Origin of the sequence: Pseudomonas sp. S3(2024), from assembly GCF_036861315.1 — a bacterium.
Taxonomy (GTDB): Bacteria; Pseudomonadota; Gammaproteobacteria; order Pseudomonadales; family Pseudomonadaceae; genus Aquipseudomonas; species Aquipseudomonas putida_A.
On the sequence record NZ_JAZAQQ010000017.1, the window covers coordinates 40,504 to 58,903 of the forward strand.

The 18,400-nt window shown below is 60.4% G+C and carries 21 protein-coding genes; 14 read left to right on the forward strand and 7 right to left on the reverse strand.

Annotated elements, in window-relative coordinates; genetic code table 11:
• Positions 1 to 74: 74 nt before the first annotated feature.
• The 4 genes from folE to VLA07_RS26160 all read right to left on the reverse strand — a co-directional run bounded on the left by folE (position 75) and on the right by VLA07_RS26160 (position 2,371).
• Positions 75 to 620, reverse strand: a complete 546-nt coding sequence (folE, locus tag VLA07_RS26145) for a GTP cyclohydrolase I FolE (protein ID WP_003442011.1) — start codon at positions 618 to 620, stop codon at positions 75 to 77.
• A 77-nt stretch (positions 621 to 697) separates the two neighbouring features.
• Entirely contained in the window at positions 698 to 1,255 is a 558-nt protein-coding gene (locus VLA07_RS26150; protein ID WP_096797013.1) for a Smr/MutS family protein, read from the reverse strand.
• 74 nt (positions 1,256 to 1,329) lie between these two features.
• Complete coding sequence (locus VLA07_RS26155; protein ID WP_007914024.1) at positions 1,330 to 1,650, reverse strand: hypothetical protein; 321 nt, start codon at positions 1,648 to 1,650, stop codon at positions 1,330 to 1,332.
• A 130-nt stretch (positions 1,651 to 1,780) separates the two neighbouring features.
• Positions 1,781 to 2,371 carry a cysteine hydrolase family protein gene (locus VLA07_RS26160; protein ID WP_003223193.1) on the reverse strand — a complete coding sequence of 197 codons (591 nt, stop codon included), beginning with the start codon at positions 2,369 to 2,371 and terminating at the stop codon, positions 1,781 to 1,783.
• A 238-nt stretch (positions 2,372 to 2,609) separates the two neighbouring features.
• Here VLA07_RS26160 and prmB point away from each other — a divergent pair, with 238 nt between their 5' ends.
• A complete protein-coding gene (prmB, locus tag VLA07_RS26165) occupies positions 2,610 to 3,518 on the forward strand; it encodes a 50S ribosomal protein L3 N(5)-glutamine methyltransferase (protein ID WP_086794742.1) in 909 nt (302 codons plus the stop codon).
• A gap of 160 nt (positions 3,519 to 3,678) precedes the next feature.
• On the opposite strand, the gene VLA07_RS26170 is transcribed toward prmB, so the two are convergent.
• Both VLA07_RS26170 and VLA07_RS26175 read right to left on the reverse strand, forming a co-directional pair.
• Positions 3,679 to 4,470, reverse strand: coding sequence for a hypothetical protein (locus VLA07_RS26170; protein ID WP_150369873.1), 792 nt, complete (start codon positions 4,468 to 4,470; stop codon positions 3,679 to 3,681).
• A gap of 99 nt (positions 4,471 to 4,569) precedes the next feature.
• Positions 4,570 to 5,523, reverse strand: coding sequence for an alpha/beta hydrolase (locus tag VLA07_RS26175; protein ID WP_333992450.1), 954 nt, complete (start codon positions 5,521 to 5,523; stop codon positions 4,570 to 4,572).
• A gap of 130 nt (positions 5,524 to 5,653) precedes the next feature.
• Between VLA07_RS26175 and aroC the strand changes: the two genes are divergently transcribed.
• The 5 genes from aroC (at position 5,654) to mtnC (ending at position 9,871) form a co-directional block, all read left to right on the forward strand.
• Positions 5,654 to 6,745, forward strand: a complete 1,092-nt coding sequence (gene aroC, locus VLA07_RS26180) for a chorismate synthase (RefSeq protein ID WP_097087568.1) — start codon at positions 5,654 to 5,656, stop codon at positions 6,743 to 6,745.
• Positions 6,746 to 6,776: 31 nt separating this feature from the next.
• Positions 6,777 to 7,922 carry an MFS transporter gene (locus tag VLA07_RS26185; protein ID WP_041068869.1) on the forward strand — a complete coding sequence of 382 codons (1,146 nt, stop codon included), beginning with the start codon at positions 6,777 to 6,779 and terminating at the stop codon, positions 7,920 to 7,922.
• The gene (locus VLA07_RS26190) at positions 7,919 to 8,545 is read left to right on the forward strand and encodes a methylthioribulose 1-phosphate dehydratase (RefSeq protein ID WP_095139982.1); all 627 of its coding nucleotides are present in this window, start codon (positions 7,919 to 7,921) and stop codon (positions 8,543 to 8,545) included. The genes VLA07_RS26185 and VLA07_RS26190 overlap by 4 nt, the downstream gene beginning before the upstream one ends.
• A 92-nt stretch (positions 8,546 to 8,637) precedes the next feature.
• The gene (locus VLA07_RS26195; RefSeq protein ID WP_027613329.1) at positions 8,638 to 9,183 is read left to right on the forward strand and encodes a 1,2-dihydroxy-3-keto-5-methylthiopentene dioxygenase; all 546 of its coding nucleotides are present in this window, start codon (positions 8,638 to 8,640) and stop codon (positions 9,181 to 9,183) included.
• Between the two features lie 4 nt (positions 9,184 to 9,187).
• Positions 9,188 to 9,871, forward strand: a complete 684-nt coding sequence (gene mtnC, locus VLA07_RS26200; RefSeq protein WP_027613328.1) for an acireductone synthase — start codon at positions 9,188 to 9,190, stop codon at positions 9,869 to 9,871.
• 361 nt (positions 9,872 to 10,232) lie between these two features.
• Here the strand turns inward: mtnC and VLA07_RS26205 are convergent, their stop codons facing one another.
• Entirely contained in the window at positions 10,233 to 10,511 is a 279-nt protein-coding gene (locus tag VLA07_RS26205; protein WP_027613327.1) for a DUF3509 domain-containing protein, read from the reverse strand.
• A gap of 379 nt (positions 10,512 to 10,890) precedes the next feature.
• Here VLA07_RS26205 and VLA07_RS26210 point away from each other — a divergent pair, with 379 nt between their 5' ends.
• The 8 genes from VLA07_RS26210 (at position 10,891) to VLA07_RS26245 (ending at position 18,400) form a co-directional block, all read left to right on the forward strand.
• Positions 10,891 to 12,729, forward strand: a complete 1,839-nt coding sequence (locus VLA07_RS26210) for a long-chain-acyl-CoA synthetase (RefSeq protein WP_333992453.1) — start codon at positions 10,891 to 10,893, stop codon at positions 12,727 to 12,729.
• Between the two features lie 97 nt (positions 12,730 to 12,826).
• Complete coding sequence (locus tag VLA07_RS26215) at positions 12,827 to 13,345, forward strand: ankyrin repeat domain-containing protein (protein ID WP_027613325.1); 519 nt, start codon at positions 12,827 to 12,829, stop codon at positions 13,343 to 13,345.
• A 196-nt stretch (positions 13,346 to 13,541) separates the two neighbouring features.
• On the forward strand, positions 13,542 to 14,072 hold the full coding sequence (locus VLA07_RS26220) for a hypothetical protein (protein WP_330207806.1): 531 nt from the start codon (positions 13,542 to 13,544) through the stop codon (positions 14,070 to 14,072).
• A gap of 71 nt (positions 14,073 to 14,143) precedes the next feature.
• The gene (locus VLA07_RS26225; protein WP_007960694.1) at positions 14,144 to 14,335 is read left to right on the forward strand and encodes a PLDc N-terminal domain-containing protein; all 192 of its coding nucleotides are present in this window, start codon (positions 14,144 to 14,146) and stop codon (positions 14,333 to 14,335) included.
• A gap of 255 nt (positions 14,336 to 14,590) precedes the next feature.
• Complete coding sequence (gene speE / locus VLA07_RS26230) at positions 14,591 to 15,466, forward strand: polyamine aminopropyltransferase (protein ID WP_041068886.1); 876 nt, start codon at positions 14,591 to 14,593, stop codon at positions 15,464 to 15,466.
• A 256-nt stretch (positions 15,467 to 15,722) separates the two neighbouring features.
• The gene (locus VLA07_RS26235; RefSeq protein ID WP_027613323.1) at positions 15,723 to 15,956 is read left to right on the forward strand and encodes a hypothetical protein; all 234 of its coding nucleotides are present in this window, start codon (positions 15,723 to 15,725) and stop codon (positions 15,954 to 15,956) included.
• Between the two features lie 212 nt (positions 15,957 to 16,168).
• Positions 16,169 to 16,516, forward strand: coding sequence for a ribonuclease E inhibitor RraB (locus tag VLA07_RS26240; RefSeq protein ID WP_007960698.1), 348 nt, complete (start codon positions 16,169 to 16,171; stop codon positions 16,514 to 16,516).
• A 474-nt stretch (positions 16,517 to 16,990) separates the two neighbouring features.
• The gene (locus VLA07_RS26245) at positions 16,991 to 18,400 is read left to right on the forward strand and encodes a circularly permuted type 2 ATP-grasp protein (RefSeq protein WP_027613322.1); all 1,410 of its coding nucleotides are present in this window, start codon (positions 16,991 to 16,993) and stop codon (positions 18,398 to 18,400) included.

Here is an 18,400-nt window from a genome sequence, read left to right on the forward strand (position 1 = left end):
GGGCGCGCAGCTTACCCGATTTTTCACGGGCGAAAAAAAACCGGCGATCAACGCCGGTTTTTTTCTGCAGCCGATTACTTGATCAGGCTGAGGAACTCGCTGCGAGTCGCCGCGTTTTCGCGGAACTCACCGAGCATCACCGAAGTGATCATCGACGAATTCTGTTTCTCGACACCGCGCATCATCATGCACATGTGCTTGGCCTCGATCACCACGGCCACGCCCAGTGCTCCGGTGACTTGCATCACCGCATCGGCGATCTGCCGGCTGAGGTTCTCCTGGATCTGCAGGCGGCGGGCGTACATGTCGACGATCCGCGCGACCTTCGACAGGCCCAGCACCTTGCCGCTCGGAATGTACGCAACGTGCGCCTTGCCGATGAACGGCAGCAGGTGGTGTTCGCACAACGAGTACAGCTCGATGTCCTTGACCAGCACCATTTCGCTGTTGTCGGAGCTGAACAGGGCACCGTTGGTGACCTCTTCGAGCGTCTGTTCATAACCGCGGCAGAGGTACTGCATGGCTTTGGCGGCACGCTTTGGCGTGTCGAGCAGGCCCTCGCGGGACACGTCCTCGCCCAGTTGGCCGAGAATCGCGGTGTAATTCTGTTCCAGGGACATGAAACTACCTGTGGGGATTTTCGCAAAGGGCAAGGGTACGGTGGCGGACACAACCCTGCAAGTTCGGTGTAACGCGATTATTCGTCGCGGCCTTCCATCATGGTGCGTTTGAGCATCACGTACACCGCGCCGGCACCGCCGTGTTTCGCCTGGCACGAGGTGAAACCGAGCACTTGCGGATGCTGGCGCAGCCAGGTGTTGACGTGGCTTTTGATCATCGGCCGCTTGCCGTCCAGGCGCACGGCCTTGCCGTGGGTGACGCGCACGCAGCGGATTTCGAATTTGGTCGCTTCGGCGAGAAAGGCCCAGAGGGTCTCGCGGGCTTTTTCCACGTTCATGCCGTGCAGGTCGAGGCTGCCTTCGAACGGGATCTGGCCGATCTTGAGCTTGCGCATCTGGCTTTCCTGCACCCCGTCGCGGGCCCACATCAGCTCGTCTTCGGGGCCGACGTCGATCACGAACTGATCGGACAGGCCATCCACGGTGGTGGTGTCGGTGCGCACGGTGGCGGACTGGCGCAGCTTGGCGATCTGCGCGCGGTCAGCCTTGGGTTTGCCAGTGTCGGCGCGGTCGTGCTTGATCGGCTTGACGCCTTGGATCGCACTTTTGAACAGGGAAAAATCGTCGTCTTGCATGTCAGCCTCCGCGAAGGGCGGCCAGTTTACCCAAGTCGAAACAAAACGGCCCGGCAAAAAGCCAGGCCGTGGAGTCAGTCGTGTTTTTTCATCAGGTGCGGGGACATGTTCAGTTCCCGCGATTGCCGGGCGCGACGGCGGCATCGACGCCACAGCGCCACACCGAAATACAGGAACAACAAGCCGACCGCGAGAATGATCGCCGAACCCATCGGCGTGGCATTCAAATCGCCGAGCGCCGGCGGGCGCCCCAGCAGGCTGGCGGCCCCGGCCATCGCCAGCAGCACACCGAACGTCGCCAGAATGGCGGCGATCGCTGCGCCGAATCGAAAACGCCAGTTGCTTTGGCCTTTGGGCCGCAAGCGGCGTGCGTCAAATCCATCGGATAACTTCATTCCGACCTTCCTCAATGGGTATCGGCCCTTCGACCGGGAGTTGACCGGGTTGTTCCTGAGGCTAAGGCAATTGAAGCAAATGCGAGGCTTTTGCGGATGAGCGGCGTGCTGAGCCGCTCATCAGAGCAGATCAGATCAGATCTTGAGTCAGGGCGAGGGTGGCGAAGTTGTCGGCCATGATCGCCATTTCCGCTTCCTGCACCACGGCGGCGCTGAGCACGCGGCCCTTGAACGGCAGATCACGGGTGGCGCAGGCGTCTTCGACCAGGGTGCAACGGAAGCCCAGGTTCTTCGCCGCGCGTACGGTGGTGCTGACGCTGGAGTGGCTCATGAAACCGCAGACGATCAGGTCCAGCGAGCCAAGATTCTGCAAACGGTCGAGCAGTTCGGTGCCGTGGAACGCGCTCGGCAGCAGTTTGCCGATGATGGTTTCGTCACCTTGTGGCTCAAGGCCGGGGATGAATTCGCCGCGTTCGCCCTGCGGGTCGAACAGGCCACCGACGGTGCCGAGATGACGCACGTGCACGATCGGCCGACCGGCTGCACGGGCCGCGGCGACCAGTTGTTTGATGTTCGCGACGGCCGCGTCCATGCCGCTCAGGGCCAGCGGGCCACTGAGGTACTCTTTCTGGGCATCGATGATGACCACGGTGGCATGGCTCAGTGTGGCCGCTGCGTAACCGCGGCCGCTGAGTTGAAACATCGTTTTTGGAACGGACATTCGGGGCTCCTTGGGGTGGGGCTTTTGCGGCATTGTCCTCTGGCTGAGCGGTTCTGTGAACCGCTACCATCGTAGGCAGCGTCGTTATTGGCCTGCAGCCTTGTCAAGTTACACGTTCTGTTCAATAGCTGATGCAAAAAACAGAAAAGTCCTACTGTCGGCCGCGAATGTTTCCCGCGTCGTCGTGACGCGTTTTGGCTGGTAGAATCGCCAGTCGTTTTTTCTGGAGTTCTGCCCCGTGATCACTTCCCGACTTCGTACCCTGCGCGACCACATCCGTTGGGCCGTCAGCCGCTTCCATGGGGAGGATCTGTTTTTCGGCCATGGCACCGACAACGCATGGGATGAAGCCCGGCAGTTGGTGCTCGGTGCGTTGCACCTGCCGTGGGAGATCGCCGACAGCTACCTCGACTGTGCGTTGGAAGACGACGAACTGGTCAACCTGCAACGCCTGCTCAAGCGCCGCATCGAAGAGCGCATCCCGACTGCGTACCTGCTGGGCGAGGCGTGGTTCTGCGGCATGTCGTTCATCGTCGATGAGCGCGTGCTGATCCCGCGTTCGCCGATTGGCGAGCTGATCGAAAACCGCTTCGCACCGTGGATCGGCGACGAGCCGGCACGCATCCTCGACCTGTGCACCGGCTCGGGCTGCATCGGTATCGCCTGTGCCTACGAGTTCCAGAACGCTGAAGTGGTGCTGGCGGACCTGTCGTTCGAAGCGCTGGAAGTGGCCAACCAGAACATCGAGCGCCATGGCGTCGATGAGCGTGTGTACACCGTGCAGGGCGATGGTTTCGATGGCCTGCCGGGGCAGCGTTTCGACCTGATCGTGTCGAACCCGCCGTACGTTGATGCCGAAGATTTCGCCGACATGCCGGACGAATACCAGCACGAACCGGAGCTGGGCCTGGCCTGTGGTGATGACGGCTTGAACCTGGTACGACGGATGCTCGCCGAAGCGGCGGATCACCTGACCGAGAAGGGTCTGCTGATCGTCGAAGTGGGCAACAGCCAGGTGCACGTCGAAGCGCTGTACCCGGAAGTCGATTTTGCCTGGCTCGAATTCGAGCGCGGCGGGCATGGTGTGTTCATGCTGACGGCGGAGCAGTGCCGCGATCATCAGGCCTTGTTCGCTTCCCGCGTCTGACCTGACTGACTTTTGTGGCGAGGGAGCTTGCTCCCGCTGGTCTGCGAAGCAGACTCAAAACATGCAATGACGGTGCACCAGACATACCGCATGTGCATGATTTACGACTGCTTCGCAGCCGAGCGGGAGCAAGCTCCCTCGCCACAGGGCAGCGCTGATTTCAGCGGTGCGTTGCAATCCAGATCAACAATCCCGCCTGAAACACCGCAAACGCCACCAGACAGGTAATGGTAAAGCGCAATCCAGCGTCTTCACGCTTGAACTTGCTGACCTTGTCTTCCTGCTTCTTCAGCTTCACTTCCTGCTCGGCGAGGTTCTGCTCGGCCTGTTGCAGCATCTGCGCCGCTTCGAGAATCTCGACGATCTGCAGCTTCTCGCTGTTCCAGTCGCCCAACAGGTCACCGACCTGTACCTCTTTGACGCTGCCCTTCAAATGCTGGGCATCGGCGTAAACCACGTCAAAACCATGCACGCGCAAGAAGTGATCGCGACGCAGGCGGGTGTCTTCGTTCAGCGCGTCCTTGTTGTTCAAGTCCATGCCGTCGACGGTGTAGGCGGGCCAGCGTTTTTTCGCCCAGTTGATGCCTTGCGCAGCCATGAAGCGACCGATCCCGCGGTTCAGCGGTTCGATCTGCAAGCCGCTGTCGGGGCCGAAGTGCACACGTTTGCTGGTGTGATCGACCCAAACGTCGAGGTGGTTCTGCTCTTTGCGCACGCGCTGACCGGGCAGTTTGATCGCCATGCGCATCAGGCTGTGTTCTTTGCTGTTGCGCTCGGCATAGCCGAATTCGACAAAGCGCAAAGGCCGGCCACCGGTGTGACGATCAGTCTGCAGTGGGGCCAGGCGGAGCATCTTGTGGTGCTCGACGCTGACGTCCGCCCATGGCAGCTCGACCGCTGGCGGTGCGTCTTTTTCAGCGGTGGTGTCGGGTGAAGTCGGGGTATCAGTCATAACGGCGAGATCCTGTCCAAGCTCTGCTTGTCGCCAGCCGGTACGCTGGCGACAAAGGCTTATCGGCCGTTTTTTGCAGGACTGGAGGGCAAACTACGGTTAACGGTTGCGAATGCCGTCAATAAATTCGATGAGTTTGCCGCCCAGTTCCGCCGCCAGTGGCAAATTGGGGTCCTTGTACGAGGCCAATTGCCGCTTCACATCGGCGGGGACGATGCGCATGACGTGGTTCATACCTTCGATCACCACCAGTTCGGCGTCGGGTTTGGCGGCTTTCAGCGCCTGCGCATCGCCGACGCCGACCTGCATGTCGTTGCTGCCCTGGACGATCAGCGCCGGCATCTTCAGTTGCGCAAAAGCCTTGGCCGGGTCCTGGCGGAACAGCGAAATCAGATACGGCTGCACGCTCGGGCGGAAGATCGGTTGCAACGGCGCCGGCACGTCGGCATCGGTGTGACCGGCCTTGAGGCTGTCGAGAATCTGGTTGCTGCGCAACATCAACGGTGGCGGCAGGCTGCGCGCCAGTTGCTCGCGGATCACCTGATCCACCGGGCGGGCACTGCCGGACAGCGAAATCAGCGCAGCGGCGTCGGCACGCGGGGCGGCGAGGGTGGCAATCAGTGCACCTTCGCTGTGACCGAGCAGAATCAACGGGCCGAAACGCGGGTCGCTTTTCAGCTTCTGGCTCCACGCCACGGCGTCGTCGACGTAGCCTTCCACCGACAGATTGCGCTCGTCAGGTGTGGCCGGCCGGCTCGCAGCCACCCCGCGCTTGTCGTAGCGCACGCTGGCGATGTTGTGTTTGGCCAGCACCCAGGCCAGCCGCTTGAGGCTGTCATTGCGCCCGCCATCGGGGTTATTGCCGTCACGATCTGTAGGACCGGAGCCGGCAAGGATCAGGACAACCGGCACTGGGTTGTCGGATTTTGGCAGCAACAGCGAGCCGAAAAGTTCACCGCTCCCGGTATCCAGAGAGATCGGGCGCTGCAGGACAGTCGCGTGGGCAAAGCCGGTAAACAGGGTAAGACTCAAGATCAGAACTCGCAGCATCATCACGCCATCATTCGCCAAGGTGCCGGTTGGACTCACCAACACCACTAAGGTTCGAGGATGAACTACTCGGTTAGCCTGCGTATACTGGCGCGCATCACGAATTCGGGTTTGATTTCACGGAGCGTCCTGCATGTCCGGCAATACCTACGGCAAGTTGTTCACTGTCACCACCGCTGGCGAGAGCCATGGTCCGGCGTTGGTCGCCATTGTCGACGGCTGCCCGCCGGGCCTGGAGATCTCCCTCGAAGACCTGCAGCGCGACCTCGATCGGCGCAAGCCAGGCACCAGCCGCCACACCACCCAGCGTCAGGAAGCCGATGAAGTCGAAATCCTTTCCGGCGTGTTCGAGGGCCGCACCACCGGTTGCTCGATCGGCCTGCTGATCCGCAACACCGACCAGAAGTCCAAGGACTACTCGGCGATCAAGGATCTGTTCCGCCCGGCGCACGCCGACTACACCTACCACCACAAATACGGCGAGCGCGACTACCGTGGTGGCGGTCGCAGCTCGGCGCGGGAAACTGCGATGCGTGTAGCGGCAGGTGCGATTGCCAAAAAGTATCTGGCCAGCCAGGGCATCGTCATCCGTGGCTACATGAGCCAGCTCGGCCCGATCGAAATCCCGTTCAAGACCTGGGATTCGGTGGAAGAGAACGCGTTCTTCAGCCCGGATCCGGACAAGGTCCCGGAACTGGAAGCCTACATGGACCAGTTGCGCCGCGATCAGGACTCGGTCGGAGCCAAGATCACCGTAGTCGCCGAAGGCGTGATGCCGGGCCTCGGCGAGCCGATTTTCGACCGCCTCGACGCTGAACTGGCGCATGCGCTGATGAGCATCAACGCCGTGAAAGGCGTGGAAATCGGCGCCGGTTTCGCCTGCGTCGCTCAGCGCGGCACCGAGCATCGCGATGAACTGACCCCGCAAGGTTTCCTCAGCAACAATGCTGGCGGCATCCTCGGCGGCATCTCGTCCGGTCAGCCGATCGTCGCGCATCTGGCACTGAAGCCGACGTCGAGCATCACCACCCCGGGCCGTTCGATCGACATCCACGGCAACCCGGTGGACGTGATCACCAAGGGCCGTCACGACCCGTGCGTCGGCATCCGCGCCACGCCGATTGCCGAAGCGATGATGGCCATCGTGCTGATGGATCACCTGCTGCGTCATCGTGGGCAGAACGCCGACGTGCGCGTCAGCACCCCGGTGCTGGGTCAGCTTTGATGGTTGATCGCCAAGCCGTCGCGGTCTGACCGTGGCGGCGCTCCCGTACTGGCGGCTGTCCAGTTTCTATCTGTTCTATTTCGCCTTGCTCGGCTCGACAGCGCCGTTTCTGGCGCTGTACTTCGATCATCTCGGCTTCAGTGCTGCGCGGATCGGCGAGCTGGTGGCGATCCCGATGCTGATGCGCTGTGTGGCGCCGAACATCTGGGGCTGGCTCGGCGACTACACCGGCAAACGCCTGGCCATCGTGCGCTTCGGTGCGGTGTGTACGCTGCTGACGTTCTCGCTGATTTTCGTCAGCAAGACCTACGCCTGGCTGGCGATGGTCATGGCGTTGCACGCGTTCTTCTGGCATGCGGTTTTGCCGCAGTTCGAAGTCATCACCCTCGCGCATTTGCAGGGGCAAACCGCGCGCTACAGCCAGATTCGCCTGTGGGGCTCGATCGGTTTCATCATCACCGTGGTCGCGCTGGGCCGTTTGTTCGAATGGCTGAGCCTCGACATCTACCCGGCGGCGCTGGTGCTGATCATGGCCGGCATCGTCCTCAGCAGCCTGTGGGTGCCGAACGCGCAGCCACCGCAAGGTAATCGGCCGAGCGGGGAGGGCTTTCTCAAGCAGCTGCGCAGCCCCGGTGTACTGGCGTTTTACGCTTGCGTCGCGCTGATGCAGATGAGCCACGGCCCGTATTACACCTTTCTGACCTTGCACCTTGAACGCCTCGGTTACACACGCGGCACAATCGGCATGCTCTGGGCCGTGGGCGTGGTCGCCGAGGTGCTGATGTTCATGGCGATGAGCCGGATTCTCGTGCGCTTTTCATTGCGTCGGGTGCTGATGGCGAGTTTTCTGCTGGCGGCGCTGCGCTGGTTGCTGCTAGGTTCGTTCGCCGAATTCCTCTGGGTACTGTTGTTGGCCCAGGTGCTGCACGCGGCGACCTTCGGCAGCTTTCATGCGGCTGCCATCGCGTTCGTGCAACGTAGCTTCGGTGCGCGTCAGCAAGGTCAGGGCCAGGCGCTGTACGCCGCGCTGGCCGGTACTGGCGGCGCGCTCGGCGCGTTGTATTCCGGTTACAGCTGGAATGCCCTCGGCGCCACATTGACCTTTAGTATTGCCAGTCTCGCGGCGCTCGCTGCTGCCGTTATCATTGCCACACGTATGCAAGAGGACAGGCCATGAGCCTTACGCGTGAACAACTCGCCCAGCAAATCGTCGATGCCGGGCGCTTTCTTTATGGTCGCGGCTGGTCGCCGGCCACCAGCAGCAACTATTCGACGCGCCTGTCGCCAAGCGAAGCGCTGCTGACCGTGTCCGGCAAGCACAAGGGCCAGTTGGGTCTGGACGACGTGCTCGCCACGGATTTGTCCGGCAACAGCCTCGAACCGGGCAAAAAACCGTCCGCCGAAACCCTGCTGCACACCCAGCTCTATAGCTGGCGCGCGGAGATCGGTGCGGTGCTGCACACTCACTCGGTGAACGCCACGGTGCTGTCGCGCCTGACGCCCGAAGACTTCATCGAGTTCGAAGACTACGAGCTGCAAAAGGCCTTCAGCGGCATCTCGACCCATGAATCGCGGGTGCGTGTGCCGATTTTCGACAACGATCAGGACATTGCGCGCCTTGCCGCCAAGGTGCAGCCTTGGCTCGACGCCCATCCCGATTGCGTCGGTTATCTGATTCGTGGCCACGGCCTCTACACCTGGGGCGCGCAGATGAGCGATGCCCTGCGGCAGATCGAGGCCTTCGAATTTCTGTTTGAATGCGAGTTGAAAACCCGCAGCGTCATGAACCGCCAAGGCTGACTTCACCCGAAGCCGCCCATTTGCCTTATGAAATGCACTGCCCGACCGGTCTGCAAGAACCGGACGGCAAGGCCGATACCGAGGAATTGCCCATGAGCAGCCTGTCCGTCTATCACGTATCCAGCCCCGAGATTCCGAACAAGGTGCTGACCCATTTCGAAGACATCGCCTCGACGCTCGCCGAGCAGGGCGTGCGCTTCGACCGCTGGCAAGCCGCCGCGAAGATCCAGCCCGGCGCCAGCCAGGAAGAGGTGATCAGCGCCTATCAGGAGCAGATCGACAAACTGATGACCGAGCGCGGTTACATCACCGTCGATGTGATCAGCCTCAACAGCGATCACCCGCAAAAAGCCGAACTGCGCGCCAAGTTCCTTGAAGAACACCGCCATGGCGAAGACGAAGTGCGCTTTTTCGTTGCCGGTCGTGGCCTGTTTACCCTGCACATCGACGATTATGTCTACGCGGTGTTGTGCGAGAAGAACGACCTGATCTCGGTGCCGGCCGGTACCAAGCACTGGTTCGACATGGGCGAGCACCCGCACTTCGTGGCGATTCGCCTGTTCAACAACCCGGAAGGCTGGGTCGCGAATTTCACCGGCGAAGACATCGCCGGGCGCTTCCCGCGACTGGAGGACTGAGCCGATGCCGATCAAAGCCATTGTCACTGACATTGAAGGCACCACCAGCGCGGTGAGTTTCGTTTTTGATGTGCTGTTCCCGTATGCGGCCAAACACCTGCCGGATTTTGTTCGGCAGAACGCCGAACGTGCCGATGTGGCTGAGCAACTCGACGCCGTGCGCCGCGACAGCAATGCACCGCAGGCCGATGTTGAACGGGTTGTTGAAATTCTCTTGAGCTGGATCGAGGAAGATCGCAAAGCCACGCCGCTCAAAGCCTTGCAAGGCATGGTCTGGGCGCAGGGTTATCACGCCGGGCAGTTGAAGGGCCACGTGTACCCGGATGCCGTTGAAGCGCTCAAGCGCTGGCATCAGGCCGGTTATCAACTGTTTGTGTATTCGTCGGGTTCGATCCAGGCGCAGAAGCTGATCTTTGGCTGCTCCGAGGCGGGAGATCTGACACCGCTGTTCAGCGGGTATTTCGATACCACGTCGGGGCCCAAGCGTGAGGCGCAGTCTTACACCAACATTCAACAGGCGATTGGTGTCGAGCCGCAGGACATTCTGTTTCTGTCCGACATTGTTGAGGAGCTGGATGCCGCTCAATCGGCAGGCCTGCAGACCTGCGGCCTGGCGCGCGAGGGTGGGGAGCTGGGAAGCCATATCACCGTCGACAGCTTCACCGGCATCGAACCCGAAGCCTTCTAACCACCCTCAATCCAATGTGGGAGCGGGCTTGCTCGCGAAAGCGGTGTGTCAGCCAAATATTTTTGACTGACACGCCGCTTTCGCGAGCAAGCCCGCTCCCACACGGAGTTTTGCATCAGCCACAAAAACAGGCCGGGCAGTTTTCATTGTCCGGCCTGTTTTTGTGGCTGATGCAAAACTCCGTGTGGGAGCGGGCTTGCTCGCGAAAGCGGTGTGTCAGCCAAATATTTTTGACTGACACGCCGCTTTCGCGAGCAAGCCCGCTCCCACACGGAGTTTTGCATCAGCCACAAAAACAGGCCGGACAATGAAAACTGCCCGGCCTGTTTTTGTTTAAGGCTGTTTAAAACCTCGAATCAAATTACAGCGAGTGATACGTCGGCAGGGCAAAGCGCTGCTGGCTTTGCAGCATCGCAATCTGCGGCAGCTCACTGGCTTCTTCCGCCAGGTCACGACGGATCGCGCTGATCGCCCACGACAGTTGGTCGGCGTTGTGCATTTGCTGATACGTGAGGGCGCGCTTGAACACTTTGCCTTCGCTGCTGCGCAGAGTCAGCAGGATCCCGCCATCGGGACGTGGCGCAGTGGTGACGTTGAAGTTGGAGAACAGCGAGGTAAATTTTTCTTGGATCAGGCTCATGTCTTTCAGCTCCGTATGCACTTGAATGGCAAGCATGCAGAGGAGGTTGCAGCGATTGTGCCAGCACGCCGAAAAATAAAAACGTATATAAATCAATAAGTTAAAAATCGTGAAATTTGCATGGCTCGTGCAATCTGCATGAATGGCCATCGTGCATCCTGCATTTTGCGGGATTCTCATGAGTTGAACGGAACCAAACGGCAAAGTCGCAATCACCGCCGCCAAACGTGACAGGGCGGATACAAAACATTGCAAAAACCGCGTGTACAGGCCGAGAAGCGCTGACGTATTTTCGATCTCGACCTTGCCCACAACGCAGGTCATGCCCACAGCCCGAACAATAAAAAAACCGGCCGACCAGGCCGACCGGGGAGCTGCCATGCGTCACGCGTCGAGCGACACGATTACCTGGAGCATGATGCTCCGCAAACTGCCGACGATCGCCAAAGCCATCCCGCGGGTGGTCAAGGGCATGAAAGTCGCCAACGTCACGGATCCGACCCAAACGTGTGGCCTCGGCTGGACCTTCGAGCAAGCAACGCTGCGCAATCCAGAGGGGCAGGCGATCTTGCAGGACAACGTCTTGCTGACCTATGCGCAGGTCAACCAGTGGGCCAACCGCATCGCCCACTATCTGAGCGCGCAGGGCATCGGCAAGGGCGACGTGGTCGCGGTGTTCATCGAAAATCGTCCCGAGCTGCTGGTGACCATTCTGGCGCTCGCCAAACTCGGGGCGGTCAGTGCGCTGCTCAATACTTCGCAAACCCGCGACACACTGATTCACAGCGTAAATCTGGTGGCGCCGGTGGCGATTGTCCTCGGTGAGGAATTGCAGCCGGCGTTTGCCGCGATCCGCGAGCAGGTGTCGATCCCGGCGCAGCGCACCTGGTTTATCGCCGACCGTGACACCTATAGCCACCCAGGCATTGCGCCCGAGGGCTACGTCAATCTGATCAGTGCCAGTGCTGACGCCTGCGCTGAAAACCCGCCCAGCAGCGGTGAAGTGTTCTTCGACGATCCGTGCTTCTACATCTACACCTCCGGCACTACCGGCCTGCCCAAGGCCGGCGTGTTCAAGCACGGGCGCTGGATGCGCAGCTCCGCCAGCTTCGGCATGATCGCCCTGAACATGACGCCCGACGATGTCGTCTATTGCACCTTGCCGCTGTACCACGCCACCGGCCTTTGTGTGTGCTGGGGCTCGGCGATCAATGGCGCTTCCGGGTTCGCGATCCGTCGCAAGTTCAGCGCCAGCCAGTTCTGGCCGGATGTGCGTCGCTACAACGCGACCACCCTCGGCTATGTCGGCGAATTGTGCCGTTATCTGGTCGATCAACCGCCCAGCGCCGATGACAGCCGTCACGCGGTGCGCAAGATGATCGGCAACGGCTTGCGTCCCGGCGCCTGGGCCGAGTTCAAGACCCGGTTTGCCGTCGAGCACATCTGCGAGCTGTACGCGGCGAGCGACGGCAATATCGGCTTCAGCAATATCCTCAACTTCGACAACACCATCGGTTTCTCGCTGATGGCCTGGGAGCTGGTGGCGTACGACCACGACAGCGGTCAGCCGTTGCGAAGCGCCGACGGCTTCATGCGCAAGGTTGGCAAGGGCGAACAGGGCTTGCTGCTGGCACGGATCGACGAAAAAGCCCCGCTGGACGGTTACACCGATCCGCAGAAAACCGCCAAGGTGGTGTTGCACGATGTGTTCAGCAAGGGCGACCGCTTCTTCAACACCGGCGACCTGCTGCGCAATATTGGCTTCGGCCACGCGCAGTTCGTCGATCGGCTCGGCGATACCTATCGCTGGAAGGGTGAAAACGTTTCGACCACCGAGGTGGAAAACCTGCTACTGCAACACCCGCACATTTCCGAAGCGGTGGCCTACGGCGTGGAAGTGCGCAACACCAACGGTCGCGCCGGGATGGCCGCAATCACGCCCGCCGAATCCCTCGCGACCTTGGATTTCGCCGAATTGCTGGCGTTCGCCCGCCAGCGTATGCCGGCCTATGCGGTGCCGCTGTTCTTGCGGGTGAAGGTGAAAATGGAAACCACCGGGACCTTCAAATACCAGAAGACCCGGCTGAAAAACGAGGGCTTCGACCCCGGCCAGACAGGTGATGATCCGATTTACGCGTGGCTGCCTGGCACCCAGACTTACGTGCAAGTGACGGACGAAATTCTGGCCGATATTCATCAGGGCAAATATCGCTATTGAGATTGGCTATGGCACGACTTGAGAAAAAGGGGGTGACAGCTATCGTCGCGCTCGGGAAACTGTCGGCTTTGCGAATAACCGAAAGTGGAGTTGCCCTATGTCTGACCAGAGCCGCCAGATGACCCCTGAAGAAGCTGCCGAATTCACCGAGCAGGTTTTCAACAAGGCGCGCGAAGGTGATGCGCTGATGCTCGATCGGCTGATCAGCGCCGGTTTGCCGGTGAACCTGAAAAACAGCAAGGGCGACACCCTGCTGATGCTCGCCAGTTACTATGGCCACGTCGACGCGGTGCAGGTGCTGCTCAAGCACAAGGCCGACCCGGAAATGCGCAACGGCAACGGCCAGAGCCCGATTGCCGGCGCCGCGTTCAAGGGCGATCTGGCGGTGGTCAAGGCGCTGGTGGAAGCGGGCGCCGAGATCGAAGGCTCGTCGTTCGATGGCCGTACCGCGCTGATGATGGCGGCGATGTTCAACCGTGTTGAAATCGTTGATTACCTGATCAGCAAGGGCGCCGACCCGCAAGCCAAGGATGCCAATGGCGTCACCGCGCTGGACGCGGCCCGCACCATGGGCGCGGTCGATACCACGGCGCAGCTGGAAAAACTGCTGGCCTGAGGACTGTCGAGATTCTGTGGCGAGGGAGCTTGCTCCCGCTCCAGTGCGCAGCGCTGGCAAAAATGTTGAGCCCACTGTTTTTCGGGCTGCTTCGCACCCCAGCGGGAGCAAGCTCCCTCGCCACAGGTGTCGGATGCGCCACGGAATGCGCTATCCTCCGCGCCCTCAAATTCAACCTTCCACAGGATCCGCCCTCATGAAAGCCGCACTCGTCGAACTCATCAGCAAAATCAGCTCCGGCTGCATGGGCGAGGACGAGATCCTGAATGTGGCCGACGAAGCCGCGCAGGCCTACGCTGATGCCGAAGCCTTTCTGGCGGCCAACCCGGACATCAACTACGACGACACCTTCCCGATTCCGCTGGGCGAGTGGGTGGTGGTCGGCAGCCTGCCGGAAACCGTGCTGTTCCAGGCTGATACCTACGCTGACCTGTTCGCGCAGATCGTCGCCTCGTTCGGCCCGGGCGTCGATTTCAACCTCAAGCCCAAACAACTGGCCAAGACCGAAGCGCTGACTGCGCTCAACCGCATCCAGGTGCAGATGAGCAGCCTGAACAAGGAAAACGGCGGTTACACGCTGATGAACTTCAGCCAGTTGCTCGACGACGAGCTGCAAGTGGTGCTGGTCTACGGCAACGACGTGCCACGGGTGCTGGAGCTGTGCGCCGAAGTCGGCATCGCTGCCGCGCCTTCGCTGGAAGCGCTGAAAGTCGCCGTTCACGTCTGAACGCAATAAAAGGGAACCCTGCGCGCGACCGTCTATCCTAAAAGTGCATGCCACTAATCTGGAGCGACACCATGGGTTCCACGTTCAACGGTCTGATTGGTCTGATCATTCTTGCCCTCGATATCTGGGCGATCATCAACGTACTGAAAAGCGGCGCCGAGACCGGGATGAAAATCCTCTGGGTTCTGCTGATCATCCTCCTGCCAGTACTGGGCCTGATCATCTGGGCGATCGCCGGGCCACGGGGCAATGTGCGGGTCTGACGCTTTCCCGAAAACACGCTGATCCCCTGTGGGAGCGGGCTTGCTCGCGAAGGCGATTGTTCAGTCGAAACACAGGTTGAATGACACTCCGCTTTCGCGAGCAAGCCCGCTCCCACATTGGTCTTGTGGTAGCTCCAGAGTGTGCCCTGTCGGAGGAAGGTTCGACCTGTCATCTTCGGCAACGTAGAATGCGCGCCTTTCCCGGGCAATCGTCCCCCACGATTGGCGCCCGCGCATTCATCGGAGCACTTGACCATGACCGTCACCAAAACCAGCGAATACCTGGAAACCCTCTACGAAGGCTACGGCCAGCGTTTTCGCATGGAAAAACTGCTGCACGAAGTGCGCACCGAACACCAGCACCTGGTGATTTTCCAGAACCCGCGCATGGGCCGGGTGATGGCGCTGGACGGCGTGATCCAGACCACCGAAGCCGATGAATTCATCTACCACGAAATGCTCACCCACGTGCCGATCCTCGCCCACGGCACCGCCAAGCGCGTGCTGATCATCGGCGGCGGCGACGGTGGCATGCTGCGCGAAGTGACCAAGCACGCCAGCGTCGAGCACATCACCATGGTCGAGATCGACGGCACCGTGGTCGACATGTGCAAGGAATTCCTGCCGAACCACTCCAAGGGCGCCTACGACGATCCACGGCTGAACCTGGTGATCGACGACGGCATGCGTTTCGTCGCCACCACCACGGAAAAATTCGACGTGATCATCTCTGACTCCACCGACCCGATCGGCCCGGGCGAAGTGCTGTTCTCGGAGAACTTCTATCAGGCGTGCCATCGTTGCCTGAACGAAGGCGGGATCCTCGTGACCCAGAACGGCACGCCGTTCATGCAGATCGATGAAGTCAAAACCACTGCCGGTCGCCTGCGCAGCCTGTTCCCGGACTGGCACTTCTATCAGGCAGCGGTGCCGACCTACATCGGCGGTTCGATGACCTTCGCCTGGGGCTCGACCAACCCGGCCTACCGCAAGCTGAGCCGTGAAACCCTGCAACAGCGCTTCATCGGCAGCGGCATCGTCACCCGCTATTACAACCCGGAAATCCACATCGGCGCATTCGCGCTGCCGCAGTACGTGCTGCAGGCGATCAACAAGCCAAGCAACGACTGACCAGGCCGATGGATTCCTTGTGGCGAGGGAGCTTGCTCCCGCTTGAGTGCGCAGCACTCACAAAGTCTGCGATCTCAAAATATTTTGGGGCCGCTTCGCAGCCCAGCGGGAGCAAGCTCCCTCGCCACACAATTTTTCCAGCCATGAAAATGATTTTTTTTTCATGTTCGTCCGCTGCAATCCTTTTGAACGATCAATCTCGCCAAAAGTCGAGATAGTAGTAAGCCCATTTGCGGGTTTGATCGAGGAGGCACCGATGCAAAAGTGGAAAGTCACTTTCGTGGACGATCATGGTGAAATTGTCGATGAGGTGTTCGAGCGCGCGGAATGCCCCAGCGACGACGAGGCTGCACGCCTGATCAAGGAACGGCTCCTGCCGGTGGCCGCCGAACTGGATATGAACGATCTTGAAGGGCGCACCACCGATGCTGGCGTGAAAAGCCTGAAAACCCAGAACAGCATCGAAATCCGCAGTATCACGCCAATCTGAAATTCTTCCTGTCACTTGAAGCACCAGGCCTTGGCAGCAGCTCTATCTTGGGGCTACTCTGCAAGCGAGATCAGCGAAACAATCGCTAAGGTCTGGTCTTGTCAGCTACATGCTTGTTTCCCGCGTGCAACCACGTTGCCGAAGTACTTTGGCCTGTAAGGCCCGGGGCGGGAATACGGAAAGTCTATCCATCTATCCGAGGGGGACGATTCATGAGCACAGCCTATCAAGAAGACATCAGCAGCAATGTTCTGCGCCGCATGAAAGAAGGCGGTTTCGACTTTTCCCGGTTCCATCCCATCGAGTTCTACGCCATTTTCCCGGACGAGGAGCGGGCGCGCAGGGCGGCAGGCAAATTTCGTGGTGAATCCATCAATGCCCAGGTCAGTGCGCGCGACGATGGCGCCTGGTCGCTGGAACTGAGCAAAGTGATGTACGCAACCTATGACGATATTGGCGATTTCGAGCAGGGCTTCTCTGCCGTGGTCGAGCCGCTGGGCGGAATCATCGAGGGCTGGGGCGTGAAGCAGGAGGTGCGTAACCGCCATCGTCTGAACTGATCTCTGGTTTCAGGTATTGAGCAACGGCTGACCTTCGGGTTGGCCGTTGTCGTTTCTGGCCGCCGAATAGCCCGTGGCAAAACCCTGAAACAAGAATCCCGGGCAAAAAAAAGCCACCGGAGAGGGTGGCTAAAGGGAAGACCGATAAGGAGAGGAAACCGGTCAGGGTTACGGCCTGCGGGGACTGCGCGGGCAGTCCGGATCAGTGGAGCTGAAGTCTTCACCGGGGAAGTTTTCAGCGGATGCGCCGATTATCCGCAGCTCGGTGCGAGCGGTGAAATCAACTCTGACTATGCTGGTGATAGGCGATGCAATGCGTCGCAATGAAGCGGGGGCAATCCGGTTGGGGCCATTGCCGCACAGGAATGGTGCGGTGCTTGCGGCGTGATTATCCAACCGATTGAAATCAAAGCGTTTATGCCGATGGCACGGGCCTTGCGAAGGCCTGTAGGTCCGGGTGACAAGGAGTACGGCATGATCCGCACCTATTTTGATGAAATGTACGATGCCGGCGGCCAGGTCCGCCCGCATTACCGGGAGTTCGCCCGCTGGCTGGCCGACACGCCTGACGAGTTGCTGGCACAACGGCGACGCGAGGCTGACCTGCTGTTCCACCGGGCCGGGATCACCTTCACGCTCTATGGCGACGAGCAGGGCACCGAGCGCCTGATTCCGTTCGACACCATCCCGCGCAGCATTCCCGCCAGCGAGTGGCGGATCGTCGAGCGTGGCTGCATCCAGCGGGTCAAGGCGTTGAACATGTTCCTCGCCGACCTTTATCACGAACAGCGCATCATCAAGGCCGGGATCATCCCCGCCGAACAGGTGCTGGCCAACGAGCAGTACCAGTTGGCGATGCAGGGCCTGGATCTGCATCGCGACATCTATTCGCACATCTCCGGCGTCGACCTTGTGCGCGACGGCGATGGCACTTACTACGTGCTCGAAGACAACCTGCGTACTCCGAGCGGCGTCAGCTACATGCTCGAAGATCGCAAAATGATGATGCGTCTGTTCCCGGAGCTGTTCGCCGCCCAGCGCATCGCGCCCATCGACCACTACCCGAATCTGTTGCTCGACACCCTGAAGAGCTCCAGCCCGATTGACGACCCGAGCGTGGTGGTGCTGACGCCGGGGCGCTTCAACAGTGCGTTCTTCGAACACGCTTTCCTGGCGCGAGAAATGGGCGTTGAACTGGTGGAGGGCGCCGACCTGTTCGTGCGTGACGACAAGGTGTACATGCGCACCACCGACGGGCCGAAAGCGGTGGACGTGATCTACCGCCGTCTCGACGACGCGTTCCTCGATCCGCTGGCATTCAACCCCGACTCGATGCTCGGTGTGCCGGGGCTGCTCTCGTCCTATCGCTCGGGCAACGTGGTGCTGGCCAATGCCATCGGCACCGGCGTGGCGGATGACAAATCGGTGTACCCGTTTGTCACCGAGATGATCCGTTTCTACCTCGATGAAGAACCGATCCTGAAGAACGTGCCGACCTGGCAGTGCCGCAACCCCTCGGAACTTTCCCACGTACTGGCCAATCTTCCGGATCTGGTGGTCAAGGAGACCCAGGGCTCCGGCGGTTACGGAATGCTGGTGGGGCCGGCGTCAACCACGGCGCAGATCGATGCGTTCCGTGAGCGGATCAAGGCCAAGCCCCACGCGTACATTGCGCAGCCGACGCTGTCGTTGTCGACCTGTCCGACCTTTGTCGAAAACGGCATTGCGCCGCGTCATATCGACTTGCGTCCGTTTGTATTGTCTGGCCGCGAAACCCGGGTCGTGCCCGGCGGTTTGACCCGTGTCGCCCTGCGTGAAGGCTCCCTGGTGGTGAACTCCTCCCAGGGCGGCGGCACCAAGGACACCTGGGTGGTCGAGGATTGA